The sequence below is a fragment of the Labrenzia sp. ATLA3 genome (assembly GCF_057180185.1).
In genome coordinates, this window is sequence record NZ_JBXUKV010000004.1 from 125,000 (window position 1) to 137,922 (window position 12,923).

13 protein-coding genes are annotated in these 12,923 nt (G+C 57.2%); 3 read left to right on the top strand and 10 right to left on the bottom strand.

The window, feature by feature from the left end:
* Position 1: 1 nt before the first annotated feature.
* On the bottom strand, positions 2-1,684 hold the full coding sequence (locus AC2A6O_RS12000) for a tetratricopeptide repeat-containing sulfotransferase family protein (protein WP_498927260.1): 1,683 nt from the start codon (positions 1,682-1,684) through the stop codon (positions 2-4).
* A gap of 549 nt (positions 1,685-2,233) precedes the next feature.
* Positions 2,234-3,097 carry a hypothetical protein gene (locus AC2A6O_RS12005; protein ID WP_498927262.1) on the bottom strand — a complete coding sequence of 288 codons (864 nt, stop codon included), beginning with the start codon at positions 3,095-3,097 and terminating at the stop codon, positions 2,234-2,236.
* 464 nt (positions 3,098-3,561) lie between these two features.
* Between AC2A6O_RS12005 and AC2A6O_RS12010 the strand changes: the two genes are divergently transcribed.
* A complete protein-coding gene (locus AC2A6O_RS12010; protein ID WP_498927264.1) occupies positions 3,562-4,722 on the top strand; it encodes a DUF2336 domain-containing protein in 1,161 nt (386 codons plus the stop codon).
* A gap of 56 nt (positions 4,723-4,778) precedes the next feature.
* On the opposite strand, the gene AC2A6O_RS12015 is transcribed toward AC2A6O_RS12010, so the two are convergent.
* From AC2A6O_RS12015 to AC2A6O_RS12025, 3 genes are all read right to left on the bottom strand, one after another.
* The gene (locus AC2A6O_RS12015) at positions 4,779-5,150 is read right to left on the bottom strand and encodes a DUF1491 family protein (RefSeq protein WP_498927266.1); all 372 of its coding nucleotides are present in this window, start codon (positions 5,148-5,150) and stop codon (positions 4,779-4,781) included.
* Between the two features lie 114 nt (positions 5,151-5,264).
* Entirely contained in the window at positions 5,265-6,044 is a 780-nt protein-coding gene (locus tag AC2A6O_RS12020; protein ID WP_148586481.1) for a peptidoglycan-binding domain-containing protein, read from the bottom strand.
* Positions 6,045-6,052: 8 nt separating this feature from the next.
* The gene (locus tag AC2A6O_RS12025; protein ID WP_498927269.1) at positions 6,053-7,753 is read right to left on the bottom strand and encodes a sensor histidine kinase; all 1,701 of its coding nucleotides are present in this window, start codon (positions 7,751-7,753) and stop codon (positions 6,053-6,055) included.
* Positions 7,754-8,132: 379 nt separating this feature from the next.
* Between AC2A6O_RS12025 and AC2A6O_RS12030 the strand changes: the two genes are divergently transcribed.
* Together AC2A6O_RS12030 and AC2A6O_RS12035 are read left to right on the top strand one after the other, a co-directional pair.
* Entirely contained in the window at positions 8,133-8,603 is a 471-nt protein-coding gene (locus tag AC2A6O_RS12030; protein ID WP_498927271.1) for a DUF5330 domain-containing protein, read from the top strand.
* A 256-nt stretch (positions 8,604-8,859) separates the two neighbouring features.
* Positions 8,860-9,291 (top strand): SufE family protein, encoded by a 432-nt coding sequence (locus tag AC2A6O_RS12035; protein WP_498927273.1) that lies wholly within the window; start codon positions 8,860-8,862, stop codon positions 9,289-9,291.
* A 141-nt stretch (positions 9,292-9,432) separates the two neighbouring features.
* Here AC2A6O_RS12035 and AC2A6O_RS12040 read toward each other — a convergent pair whose 3' ends face one another.
* The 5 genes from AC2A6O_RS12040 to AC2A6O_RS12060 form a co-directional block, all read right to left on the bottom strand.
* Positions 9,433-9,849, bottom strand: coding sequence for a Ros/MucR family transcriptional regulator (locus AC2A6O_RS12040; protein ID WP_148586477.1), 417 nt, complete (start codon positions 9,847-9,849; stop codon positions 9,433-9,435).
* 315 nt (positions 9,850-10,164) lie between these two features.
* The gene (gene mnhG, locus AC2A6O_RS12045; RefSeq protein ID WP_148586476.1) at positions 10,165-10,509 is read right to left on the bottom strand and encodes a monovalent cation/H(+) antiporter subunit G; all 345 of its coding nucleotides are present in this window, start codon (positions 10,507-10,509) and stop codon (positions 10,165-10,167) included.
* Positions 10,506-10,862, bottom strand: coding sequence for a cation:proton antiporter (locus AC2A6O_RS12050; protein WP_148586475.1), 357 nt, complete (start codon positions 10,860-10,862; stop codon positions 10,506-10,508). The genes mnhG and AC2A6O_RS12050 overlap by 4 nt, the downstream gene beginning before the upstream one ends.
* A complete protein-coding gene (locus tag AC2A6O_RS12055) occupies positions 10,859-11,335 on the bottom strand; it encodes a Na+/H+ antiporter subunit E (RefSeq protein ID WP_498927276.1) in 477 nt (158 codons plus the stop codon). The genes AC2A6O_RS12050 and AC2A6O_RS12055 overlap by 4 nt, the downstream gene beginning before the upstream one ends.
* A complete protein-coding gene (locus tag AC2A6O_RS12060; RefSeq protein WP_148586473.1) occupies positions 11,332-12,921 on the bottom strand; it encodes a Na+/H+ antiporter subunit D in 1,590 nt (529 codons plus the stop codon). Before AC2A6O_RS12060 ends, AC2A6O_RS12055 begins: the two co-directional genes overlap by 4 nt.
* Positions 12,922-12,923 lie beyond the last annotated feature (2 nt).

Genomic DNA, 12,923 nt, shown 5'->3' on the forward strand with positions numbered 1-12,923 from the left:
TTCACGAAGCTGGTGAACCCGCCTCTCGCAAGTCCGAGACATCATTATCCGGCGCCCCGGCCGAAAGCGACTTCTGCTGACCGTAGGCGTCTTCGCCAGGCGTCTTCTGCCCTTCTTCGAGCGGAGACAACGGACCAAGCGCATTGAACAGGTCAGCCAAAACATCCTTGTGACGCTTCCAGCGCCCGATCGAAGATCGGAACATCGGTTTGCGGACCTGCAGATTGGAGAAGGTCGTAACGGGGCTGTCGCCGTTATAAAACTCCAGACACTGCTCCTCCCAGTCCATGCCTGTACATGCCAGAAGGGCTTTGCTTTCCTGCTCCTGGTTCTCAACCAGATGTTCGTAGGAAAGAGTGTGGATACGGACCGGAAGCACCTTTTCCCAATGCTTCATCAGGCTGTCGTAGGTAAGAAAATACCTGCCCAGAGTCTCCTGCGTCATGGCGTAGTTGTGCGCGGGCGAAAGCGAATGCGACAGCAGTGAAACGCAGGTGTCCGCAGGGCAGCGAACGCAATGGATGAAAGCGGCCTTCGGAAACAGAAGGCTCATCAACCAGAGCATTTCGAAGTTATGCGGCATCTTGTCGGTGACGCGCTCGGCCCGCCGGTCGATTGCATTCAGTTCAGCCAGATAGTTCCGGGCAAATTGCTTGAACTCACGCGGTCCGAGGCTCTTCAACCGGCTTTCCAGCGCAGCGCTCGGTGCCCTCTGCAGGCCGAGATCCTGCTGCAGCAGGCGGAAAAAGGGAATTTCTGCTCCACTGGCGATCCGCGAATGCCGGCTGACGATCTGCTCGGCCAGAGTTGTTCCCGAGCGGGGCATGCCGAAAATGAAGACCGGTTTTTCCGAGCTGTCGCCAAGTTCCGTGCGTTCCGCGAAAAACGTTTCGTCAAACACCTCCTTCATGAAGGCGATGCGTTCTTCGTGAGCCGACTGATCGAAGGATTGGTAGCGTAGCCGGCGCGCGGAGCGATAGTGCTGCGCGGCGGTTGGCGTATCGCCCAGGTCGTAATGGATCTTGCCGGCAGCCCAGTGCAGCTGCGCCAGTTCCGGCTCGGGCAACGTGCTTGCCGATTTCAGCAAGTCCTCAATCCTGCCCAACTCGGCCGGCACCTGCGTGTAGGTACGTGCCATCGTCAGGTTTTGAAGCGCCGCAGGAAGCTCCTTGCCCAATGCTATGGCCTTTTCGAACCAGCCAATCGCCTCATCGACATGGCCGACGGTGACATCCAGCTTCCCCATGCCCAAGATCGCATAGCCATTTTCCGGATCGATCGCCAATGCACGCTGAAAACTCTGGCGCGCGAGCAGAGGTTGGCGCTTGAGCGTATAAAGATCCCCAAGATGAGCGTGAAAATCTGCCACCTTTGGCGCAAGCGCAACGGCCTTTTTCAACGATTTCATCGCGCCAGCCAGGTCACCGGCGTTCATGAGCGCCAGACCGAGCAATTGATGGACCTGCGGGTGCTTTCCGGCTTTGCGCTCGGCCTTGCGAAGCATCTCAATGGCCGCGCCGATATCACCGTTCTGATAGGCTGCGATGCCAAGTGAAAAATTTGCCTGCGGGTTCTTTGGATCGAGCTTCAAAACCTCCTCGAACATGCCAAGTGCAATTCCGATGCGACCAGCATGTTGATGGGAGAGCGCTTCTTTGACGAGAAGCGTGATGTTCGGGCTCATTCGACAACCTTCAGATTCGAGGGGACTGATCACGCTGTAAACTGAACGGTTTAGTTCGACGCATGAGCGACGGCAAGTCTCAAAACCTCCGAAAGGACATTCCTTAGTCGGAAAAACGTCCAAATTTAGGCTAAATAACTGAGGTAACGCATCTTTTTATGGAGATCACATTTTTTTGCATTGCAATAGATAAAACTTATACGCGCATACCCTAAAGGCAGGTCAATCGTACAAAAAATCCAGCCAAGGAAGTAAAACAAGTTCGTCCGCTCAGTGGATTGTTAAAAAGACCACCAGAACCGCAATCGTATTGATTTAACGAAAACGCTCACCCCACCAAACAAGAACTAGCCGCTTTCTTCCAGAGAAACAGAGCCCCAAGAAATTCCAAAGAAGTCGCGTAACCTTTTTGGTGTCCGCGCATACGGGCTGTGGAAAACCACACATGAATGCCACGACGGGACGGGCCTCTTACATAGGTATATTTGACGGGTGCGGATTATACCTCTGAAAGACGGCCTGATTTCAGACAGCAAATTCGCTCAGGCGCTATTTTACCACCGGAGCGCGTTCGGTGCCCCAGCCTGTATAAATCCGGGACCTGCGAACGGGTTTGTCGTCCCCATAACGCTTTTCCGGGTCGCAACCCACTTCAGCAATGCGGACCTGGCCTTCAAGTTCCCGGATCGCGTTGTTGACCTTCCAGACGCGGTCGCGCGTCGGCGTTTCGATTTCCAGCCCGTCGAGGGCCTTCTTGTAAGCGATGATCCGATAGCGCAACGCCTGGCCAACCCATTTGATCATTACGCGGTTTTCCCAGACACGGGCCTTGGCACCGTCATAGGTCTCTTCGGACTTGACCGGCTTGTTCTGCAAAACGCGCAGGCGCTCATCATCTGCGGCCTTCACACGCAGGGCAACTTCACAAAAGGGCATGACCAGTTCCGCGTCGCCGGACGCATCGGCGGCAATCTTGTCGTAGCGGGCATCGGAAGACTGAAATTTGTCCGATCGCAAATAGATCAGATAGAGGTCTGGCGGCACACGCCCCTCCACCTCCGGCAGCACGCGTGTGCGTGACAGTTCAACCATGGTTCCGCCGATCCAGTCCTTCGTCCAGGGCGGACGGATCAGCGTCCAGCCGCGATTGCGCAGCAGCTTTTCATCATTGGTGTAATTGAATTTGGAAACCGGGTCTCCCCGAAGGCGCGCCGCCTCATCGCCGGCAGCGGGCATGACCTTGTCATGAATGACAGATGGCCGTGCCCGGTCGAAATCTCCAGTCGGACGCGTGCAGGCGCCGAGGACGACGGCAATCAGCAGGGCAGCCGCGGCGATGGCCCCCTGCCCTGATCTGCAACCGCTCTCCGCAAGGGATGCGGTGGCGGAATGATCCGCTTTGCCTCTGCCCATCGGGCGTTTCTCCAGGCCGCTAAAAAGAAATTTCTCCTGCGCGGCTGGAGAAGCAGGGACCGTCAGTCCTTGTCTGAGCCAGCAGGTCCGGCCGCTTTTCCGATGGTCGCGATTCGTGCGGCAAGATCAAGGTCGTGGCGCTCGATCCGGACACCTGGAAAGAGGATAACTTCTCCAAAGGTCTCCGAACTCGATATTCGGCGCTGATTGGAACGGCAGCCCACACGTGCTGTGGGGCGTTGAGCTGATGTAAAGTCCAACAAGTTGCCCATCGTCTCCTCCTTCGGTTCCGATCTCCCCTGACGGTGTATTACCGACCGGGAACGGTCAAACGGGCGACGCATTACTTCCTGCTCTTCATTAAGAAGCCGTCAGGGTTAACAGCATGCTAACGCTTTTCCTGCAATTTGAACGAAGCAAGTTCCTCCGGTGGTCCGGTCTTTTGTATTTTGTAGACGGGTGTCATGCGCCAAACCCAACATTTCAGTCAGCCTGTGCCGAATTCCTCTTTTTCCACCAAGTCCGCGTCGTCCAAGGGCGATGATCGCGGTGTGCTTCTGGCCGCAAGTGAGCTGTTTGCCGGTCGCCACCGTCATGACGTTGAAGAAACACATATTTTTCTCGAGTTGGCGTCCAATTTCCTGCCGAAAACCTCCCTGCCGGACAGACGCCGCATTTCAAATCTTCTGGCTTCGCATCCGGAGATACCGGATGACCTCCTGTTCCAGCTCGCCTCCGACGAGGACGAACTGACGGCCTATCCCGCAGTGCGTTACAGCCCTAGGCTTTCTGTGGATCTCCTTTTGAAGATCGCGGAAGCTGGGCCGGATTCCCTGCGCAAGGCCGTCGCCAACCGGCCATCCTTACGCGAATCGGTCATCACGAAATTGTGCGAACACGCCGGAGCCTCGGTAATCCGTATCCTTCTCGACCGGGAAGACGTCACCCTGACACCAGGTCACCAGGCAAAATTGAGTTGTCGTAGTGACATCGTTGCCACTCTTGGTTTAGAATTGGCAGGGCAAGATGCTCTAAACCCGGATGGACTCATGGGACAGTTCCTGCATTTACCCGCTCCATTGAAATCGAAAGCGATTGCCGCGGCTGAGATGACCAGCCTTGTCAAACAGGCTCAGGCCCCCGGATCTTCGACCGACAGGCGCGCGGACACAACACGGCTCAAATTGCGGGATGCCCTGATGAGCGAAGCGCTTTTGCAGCACCGCTCCCGTTTTTCAGACCTTCTCGGCCAGGGGCTCGGACTGCCGCAGGCCACATGCGATCTTCTGATGCATGATGATCAGGCGGAAGGGCTGACCGTCGCACTCAAGGCGCTCGGCATGCCGGCTGCCGCCGTCACGACAGTGTTGATTAGGATGCTGGGTGAAAACCTGACTTTGGAAAGGCTGCGCCACCTCTTGCGCCTCTATCGCACGCTCAGCCAGGGTGCAGCGGAAGTGCTGGTCGGACAGTGGATCCTGCACGACCAGGGCGCTCAGCCGGCGTCAGCACAGCTTGGCTCACAGTATCAGGACACTGCGCGCCGCGATGCGACGGCCACGGATGGACAGACATCCGGTCTCGCTCAACCGGATATCACGATCCGAAAATCGACCCATTCCTGAAAAAGCCGCGCGAACTCGATCTTGCTGCCGGCTGAAGGCCCGGATGTAGACCTGCTTCAAAAGCGGAAAAAGTCTGCGCCGGGTTCCGGCTTATCCTGTGCCAGCGGCAGGTCTATCTGACCATCGCGCGCCTCGATATCCACCAGCCAATAGTCCGGGTCCATCCGCGCCTCGCTCGCTAGCCGCGTGTCGATCACGTCCTTGTCCACCTGCTCGAAAATCTGTTCGAAAAGGCGCCCATCAGGCAAGCTGCTGAACATGGCTTGGGGAGCCGGACCGTAGAAGTCGAAATTTCCGTCCAGGCGATCGACACAGATAAAAACGGCTCCGGCCTCCGGAGCACCCCGCCTGGAGACAGCGGCAAAACCGCCTTCCCCAAACACGCGCCGAACCAATGCGCTAACAAAAAAATCAGATGTGACTCGCATTCAGCCCGCCCTTGCCGCTAACGCCGACCTTCTAGGGTGTGGCCGCATAAAGCTCAAAGTAATATGTCGCTGGTCTACGACAGATACCGGCGGACGGCAACGGGCTGCCCATGGCTAACCGGACAGCGACCGGCCGCTGACCATCTCCAGTCGCTCGATCACCTTGGGACCGGGTTCGCCCGTCATCGGCAGCCCCCTGTCAAATTCAAAACGCCTGATGGCAGCGGTCGTATTGGCGCCCATGACACCGTCCGCTTTCAGCGGGCCGTAGCCAAGTTCAGACAATGCCTGCTGGAGCTTCTTCAGCTTCGGGTCCACATCAATTCCGGCCTCGGCTTCCTCGTCAAGAGATTGCGCACCAGCCTGGCTCGGCGTCCCGGAGAAACCGGGTTTGGGACGCGGCACGGGACCTTGAACGTTGGCCATGGGGCTTTCCCCCTGCATCAGCACAAGGGCAAGCAGGGCTTCTGTCGCCTCGCCCGTCTCGATCTGCCCAGCGTGACGCTCGAATCCCCGGATGGCCCGCTCGGTCGCCGGGCCGTTCAGGCCGTCCAAAGGCCCTTCGTACAGGCCGATCTTACGCAGGGCGATCTGCAGATCGAGCACCAAAGTGGAGATTTCCTGCACCTGAAGCCCCGGACTTCTACCATCCGGTTCCGGCAACTGCATGGTATCCGGCCGATCTCGCGTCGTGAACAGGGGCGCCGGGTGCCGGCCTGGCTGAAGACCGACAGCATTTGCCACGATCAGACACGCCGTCAAACCCATGACCACGGTACCGCCCGCCGCGACAGGATTGTCGAGCGCCATATGCCCGGCCTTGGACATCAGGGACTCAGACGGTTTCACCTGCTGCGCCTTGGCCTGCTTCGTCGTTTTTTTTGCTCTTGCCATTCCGCTGCCTATGCCGACCTCGCCATCCGCTCGGCCCCGGTTCCCTTTGTGGATTGAGCGACGTCTTGCTGCGCCTGCATCTTGAGCGGCAAGGTGACAATCACGCTTTCACCCTGCCCAAGAACGGTTTGAACCGTAAGGCTGCCGTTCATGCGTTCCAGAAGGGCCCTGGAGAGACCGAGCACGGTCGTTGAGGCTTCAGTGCTCCAGCACAGGCTCGATTGCCGGTTCTTGACCGAGAACACATAGTCGGCGCTTCCCGCATCCAGCTGAACACCAACACTTAACACAGCGCCGGCCTCGGAGGTTTCAACCATGTCTGCCAAAAGGAAACACAGCGCTTGCCGCAACAGTTTTCTGTCGGCAGCCACCGGAGGACACGCCACATCGCTGGCCATCTGCACGGATACGCCACGCCGCAATGCTGCTGTCGCCACCATGTCCATGCATTGATTGAGGCATGTCTCCACATCCACACCGGCAATGTCCGGTTCATTGACAGAGTTTTCCGCAGGAACCAGATCCAGTGCCGTCGTCAACGAGGCGAGACCTCGTTCCCCACTTTGGCGCAAGGCTTCCACGGCTTTCTTCAGCACGGGATCGGCGGTTTCCCGGCCAAGGCGATCCAGTCGTTCGGAGTGCGCCAGAATGTCGGCAAGAGCTTGCGAAGCTTCGACACCCGCAGTTTCCAGCATGTCGCGCGAGATACGGTCCGCACGGGCACTTCCCTGCGCCGACAGTTCACCGCCAGCCGCTGCAAGCGGTTCGATGATTTCAACGGGTCGGAGCGTTAGCAAAAGGTCTTCCGCATTTGCAGGTTTCGCCCCGCTATGACGGCCCGGGCGCAAATGCACCTCCATCCGCCTGTAGTCGGCCTGCCCGGCTTCCCCTGGGCGGCTTGCGCCGATCCTCACCCGCGCCTCGAAGGTTCTGGCAACGCTGTTCAACCGGGCTTCTGAAAGACAGGTCAGGTAAAGCGGACGGTCTGCGACGTGAAGGCGCGGAAACAGCCAGTCCTCGTCACTTTCTGCCGGAAGATGGCCCAGCACTTCCTTCAGCGGACCACCAATGACCTTGAGCGCGCCGTTCGGGCCGAGTTCACAATAGATGTCGGAAACGCTCTGGCTGATCTGGAGACGTTTTTCCTCCGTCGCGCGAACAACCTTCTGCGCAAGCGAACGGTCGAGGGCAATGCGGAGCGACAGCATCCCGACGTAGAGCACAGCCGCCAACACCGCCAGTGGCGTCGCCAGCCCGGGCAGACCGGATGCGGCGGACACAGGCACGGGAAGAAAGGTCAGACCAAGAACCAGAACGCCGCAGAGCCCGGTCACGGCAAGCGCCGTCCGCCGGCTCGCTGCAAGCGCAGCTTCCACGGGCGGCACCAGCAGCCAGGCCAGTGCGAAGGAGTGCGCACCGCCGGTAACCGTACAGACACCAGCTACAAACAGAGCGAACAGGGAAGCGGAAAAACCTGCAGCCCTCGAGAGCGCCCCCGACTGGGAAAGATACAGCGCCAGAGGCCATTGGCTCAGCATCCAGGCAAGTGCCAGAAGCGTTGCGGCCTGAGGTGCCCCGGCGAGCGCCAGATGCAACGGCAGCACCACAAGCGCTGCGGCACCGCTGGCGAAGCAGCTGAACAGAAACGAGCGATGCAACGGTGCAAGAAAAGGATCGGAAGCCGCGTCGGGATGAATCATTCCATCCACGCGGGCCACCCAATGCCCCCAGATATTTTGTATGTTTTTCAGAAGGTTACGCACTCTACTCTACCACAAAACAATCACGGAATTATCCGCTCGCACCTTTTGTAGGGACATTGTCGGTTGCAGCACTTAAGGAACGATAAAGGATGAATCCAAATTGCGTTTTTTTCCGAAAAACTCATAGCGTTCAACAAGTTGACCACCATTGGCTAAAATTTGAATCAATATTTCAGAAAATACGACTTAAATACCTGATTTATTTTATGAAAATTCGCTTTTCCCATTCAACCGAGGATTCTCATGTCACTGCTAGTGTGCCTTCATAACAAGCGTGCCAACGGCACAAAGGCACGCAAGACTGAACAGACTATTGGGTAGCGACATGTTCTTTCTCTTGAGGACGGCCTTTTGGCTCACCTTGGTGCTCGTCCTGATTCCCCTAGGGTCGGATCAGGAAGACACTTCGGTTGAAAACATCGATCCGGTGTCCGCCTTCCTGGCGGCACAGGCAACGATGTCAGACATTGGTGGCTTTTGCGGACGCAATCCGCAAGCCTGCGAAACGGGAGGCGATGCACTGACGGCGATCGGCAGCCGCGCACGCGACGGCGCCCGGATCGTTTATGAGTTTCTCGATACACAGATCTCCGAGAAACCGGAAAGCGAACAGCTGGTCACCGGGTCCACCCCCGCACAGAATATGAGTGAAACAAGCACTCAGCCCACCGGGCAAGCCAGGCAGATTTTCTCCGGCAACCCGTCGTGGCAACCGGTTTTCGATAACGTCTCTTCCAGAGAGACAGTCCTTGGGCCGGTGCCACGGCCCAAACCACGCTCAGGACAAAAAACCTGAGCGGACTGGCCGTTCAGGATCCTATGACCTCCTGGATCCGAAAACGGCCGATTGCGCCCCGCTGGAGCGCTGCTGCCCGGCAGCATCGCAAAGACGGCTTCACTTCAGCGGCTCGTTCCGCTGCGCCGCAGATGGAAAGCTGCCCATTTCATCTGCGGCGTATCTTTATTCTTCTGAGCCACCGCACCTGCTGGCATTTGCACTTTGCCACTCACGAGTTATATGAAGGCGAACAAGACCTTCAAAGACCGGTGCCATGACCACATCCCTGAGCGACATTCTTGAGACGTTTGATTTTCTCGACGACTGGGAAGATCGCTACAAATATCTCATCGACCTCGGCAAGGAGATGCCTGATCTCTCCGACGCCGAAAAGAGCGATGCCAACAAGGTGCGCGGTTGTGTGTCGCAGGTCTGGCTGATCACCACAATCGACAAGACAAGCGACGGTGAGCCCGTCCTCAGCTTCAAGGGCGACAGCGACGCTCTGATTGTTCAGGGGCTCGTAGCCATCGTCACGTCTGTGTTCAGCGGCAAAACCGCCAAGGATATCCTGGATACCGACGTCGAAGCCATTTTCGCCAAACTGGGTTTGCAGGAACACCTGACGCCGCAGCGTTCAAACGGTCTGAGATCCATGGTCGGCCGCATTCGCAGCGATGCCCAGGGAGCGATTGCAGCGGCCTGAGAGCCTTCGATTGCGCTTGTCCGGCGGGCGACAAAGTGACCTAGGGTAAGCACTCTCCACACGCTTTCGAAAATCTTCGTCGTAAAAACAAAAAGAGCTGCCCAAGGGCAGCTCTTTTTTTCTCAACCGAAGCTGAACGTTTTACTTGGAGCGCTTGCGCTGCTGGCCGAGACCCATTTTCTTGGCCAGTTCCGAACGGGCAGCCGCATAGTTCGGCGCAACCATCGGATAATCGGCACCCAGGTCCCACTTCTCGCGGTACTCTTCCGGGGTCATGTTGTAGTGCGTGCGCAGGTGACGCTTCAGCGACTTGAACTTCTTGCCGTCTTCCAGACAGATAATGTAGTCCGGCATGACCGACTTCTTGACCGGCACGGCAGGCTTCAGCGGTTCCGGCTCCGGCTCGGTAGACGTGCTCGCGGTTTTCTGCAGCGCGCCGTAAACTTCGTTGATCAGGCCTGGCAGATCTGTTGACGCTACGGTGTTATTACTCACGTAGGCTGAGACGATGTCTGCAGTAAGATCAATCAGATTTGCATCCACCGGACTGTCAGTCATATTTCACCCATTCTCTACTGATTTCAAAATTAGCTTTGTGGTTTACCTGCAAAAAATGTGTGCCGAAAGCGGAATGAGAAATTCAGTTACTTGCGGGCCCAGAAATCAAAAAGATTCTACTTTGCAGGCAATCGTCACCGCCTTATATCGCTGCTTTCGTTGCCCGACAACCCCGAAATTCAAATAAAAATCGATCAGAAGCAATAAAAGTCAAATTGTACAAATATTGGCTTCCACTAACCCACTAAGTTTGACAATGGACCGATAGTATTGTCAGGAAATCTGTCTTTCAGGACCATTGCCTCTCATCGTGACTCAGCTTTTGGGCCGCACAATTTTCGCCAAAGCGTCAACCTTGGTATCTGCACACGGACGGTAACCAGCTGCATATGCAGCTTTTGCCAATAAATGAGCCGAAATTGGGGCGGTGAGCAGGAAGAAAACCACACCGGCGATTGCTCGCGTGACAACAGCCAAATCACTCGCATGCACTGCCAGCGCCAGCAACATGACACCGGAGCCCAGTGTACCGGCCTTGGAAGCCGCATGCATGCGCATGTAAACGTCTTTCAGCCGGATGATGCCGATCGAAGCGACCAATGCGAAGGAAGCACCGACGATCAGCATGATACCGGTGATAATTTCAACGGCAGCGTTCATTGTCCCGCCTCCTGACGTTTAATGCTCTCCTCGACTTCGTCCATGATCGTCTTATCCCCGGCAAGGCCGCGGTTGAGCACGAAGCGTGCGAAGGCGACCGTCGCCAGAAAGCCGACGAGACCAAGCGTAATCGCAATGTCGATGTAAAGATAAAAGCCTGTGGACACGCCAATGACGGCGATAAAGCCGATGCCGACGGCAACCAGCATGTCCAGAGCAACGATCCGGTCCGGAAGACTGGGGCCCTTGACCGTCCGCACCACGATGATGAAGAAAGACACAGTCAGCAGAGCCAGCGACACGGAAACGCAGACATCCAGAAACTGGCCTGAAAAGGTCTCAAATGGTGTCATCTGAACACCTCCAGGATCTTGCGTTCAAAACCGTTCTTGATGTCATCGATCGTGGCTTGCGGATCCGGAACGTCGATACAGTGCACATAAAGCGTTTTCCGGTCTTCGGACACATCAACGGACAGCGTGCCCGGCGTCAGGGTGATCAGGTTGGCCAACATCGTGATTTCGAAGTCCCTGTCGACTGTCAGAGGAAACGCGATGATACCCGGCTGCAGCTCGATCTTTGGCTTCAGCACGATGATCGCGACCCGCCAGGCAGACAGCACCAGTTCATAAACGAACAGCACCGCCAGACCGACGCCTTTGGAGACACGCTGGAAATAAGCCGCCGTGCCCACCTGTTCGCGAATGAGGTAAAGCGCGCCGAAGCTCAGCACGAAGCCGAAGGCCAGATTGACTTCGGAAAAACTGCCCGTGACGGCGCCCCAGGCGAGCATCAGAAGAATGTTGATGAGAAAGAGACTGGTCATACCTGGCCCCCAAAGACTGAACGCAGGTAGCCAAGCGGTTCAACAATGCCGCTTGCCCCTTGCGTTGAAAGCTCCAGCATCCATTCCGGCTGCAAACCGAAATAGACAACAAGCGCGGTCAGAATTCCAAGCGGTAGCCAGACCGCAGCTCCGGAAAGCTGCGTGCCGGTCTCGCCCGATATGGCAACGGTCTCCCCGTCCGTCGTGCCTTCAGGGCCGCCTCGCCAGAAAGCGAAGATCCAGACCCGGCCCATCGCCAGAGTTGTCAGGAACCCGCTGACAAGGATGGCGGCACCGAGCCAGGTCCGGCCGTCGGAGAAGGCGGCATCAACGAGGATGACCTTGGGCCAGAAACCGGAAAACGGCGGCAGACCGGAAACGGCGAACCCCAGCACCAGAAAAACGGCCGCGAAAGCAGCGCTTTTCTGATAAAGGCCGCCGAGTTGCCTGAGATCGTAAGAGCCGCCCATCATGTTCATGATGCCTGCGGCCATATAGAGCGCCGTCATGACGATGATCGAATGGACCGCATAAAATATGGCACCCGAGATCGCCAGCGTCGAACCGACGGCAACACCGGCAAGCATCGACCCGATACCGGCGATGACCACGTAGCCGAGTAGCCGTCTTACTTCGCTTTGCGCCAACGCGCCGATGGCCCCCGTCAGCAAGGTGGCGATGGCGACCAGTGCAATCACATCCGCCATATAGCCGCGGGACGCCGGCAGGATCAGCACGAAGATGCGGATCAGCGCATAAACGCCGACCTTGGTAAGAAGACCGGCGAAGACCGCCGACACAACCACATTGGGCGTATGATAGGAGGCAGGCAGCCAGAAATTGACCGGGAAAGCTGCCGCTTTCATTGCAAAGGCCAGGAAATAGAGCGCAGCGACCGTTGCCAGAGTGCCGGACGCGGGATTTTCCAGGGCAGCCACTTTCAAGGCGAGATCCGCCATGTTGAGCGTGCCGAAAATTCCGTAGAGCATACCCGTGGCAATCAGGAAGAGGTTCGTCCCGATCAGGTTCAGGACGCCATATTTGACCGCGCCGTCAAGCTGGATCCGGTCATTGCCGAGGACCAGAAGACCATAGGACGAGATCAAAAGAACCTCGAACCAGACATAGAGGTTGAAGATATCACCGGTCAGAAACGCGCCGCAGACACCTGTCATCAACAACAGGAGAAATGGATAAAAGCCGTATCTGCGACCGGTGCTATCGACTGTCGCGGCCCCGAAAACGCCTGCGCAGAAGGCAACGATCGAGCCAATCAGCGACAGGGTTATGCCGAGCGTATCAACGGTGAAGGCAATGCCGAACGGTGGCAGCCAGCTGCCCATGACCATGGTGATCACACCATGATCGAGCACCCGGATCAGCAGCGCGAGGTTTGCGACCACCAGCAACCCCAGAAACCCGATCCCGAGTTTGGGCTGCAAGTCGGTATTCTTGCGCAGCATCAGGCACAGCGCACCGCCCAGGATGGTGATCAGCGAAGGCGCGACGACCAGCCAGTCACCCAACGCAATGGGTGCGGTGTTCATGGCCTGGGAGAGATCGACAGAAACGGAAGAACCGGCCATTT

Coding starts and splice junctions, on each gene's coding strand:
- AC2A6O_RS12055 (WP_498927276.1), bottom strand. CDS start 11,335: ATGACCAGTCTCTTTCTCATCAACATTCTTCTGATGCTCGCCTGGGGC.
- AC2A6O_RS12015 (WP_498927266.1), bottom strand. CDS start 5,150: ATGCGAGTCACATCTGATTTTTTTGTTAGCGCATTGGTTCGGCGCGTG.
- mnhG (WP_148586476.1), bottom strand. CDS start 10,509: ATGAACGCTGCCGTTGAAATTATCACCGGTATCATGCTGATCGTCGGT.
- AC2A6O_RS12060 (WP_148586473.1), bottom strand. CDS start 12,921: ATGGCCGGTTCTTCCGTTTCTGTCGATCTCTCCCAGGCCATGAACACC.
- AC2A6O_RS12020 (WP_148586481.1), bottom strand. CDS start 6,044: ATGGCAAGAGCAAAAAAAACGACGAAGCAGGCCAAGGCGCAGCAGGTG.
- AC2A6O_RS12040 (WP_148586477.1), bottom strand. CDS start 9,849: ATGACTGACAGTCCGGTGGATGCAAATCTGATTGATCTTACTGCAGAC.
- AC2A6O_RS12050 (WP_148586475.1), bottom strand. CDS start 10,862: ATGACACCATTTGAGACCTTTTCAGGCCAGTTTCTGGATGTCTGCGTT.
- AC2A6O_RS12035 (WP_498927273.1), top strand. CDS start 8,860: ATGACCACATCCCTGAGCGACATTCTTGAGACGTTTGATTTTCTCGAC.
- AC2A6O_RS12030 (WP_498927271.1), top strand. CDS start 8,133: ATGTTCTTTCTCTTGAGGACGGCCTTTTGGCTCACCTTGGTGCTCGTC.
- AC2A6O_RS12000 (WP_498927260.1), bottom strand. CDS start 1,684: ATGAGCCCGAACATCACGCTTCTCGTCAAAGAAGCGCTCTCCCATCAA.
- AC2A6O_RS12010 (WP_498927264.1), top strand. CDS start 3,562: ATGCGCCAAACCCAACATTTCAGTCAGCCTGTGCCGAATTCCTCTTTT.
- AC2A6O_RS12005 (WP_498927262.1), bottom strand. CDS start 3,097: ATGGGCAGAGGCAAAGCGGATCATTCCGCCACCGCATCCCTTGCGGAG.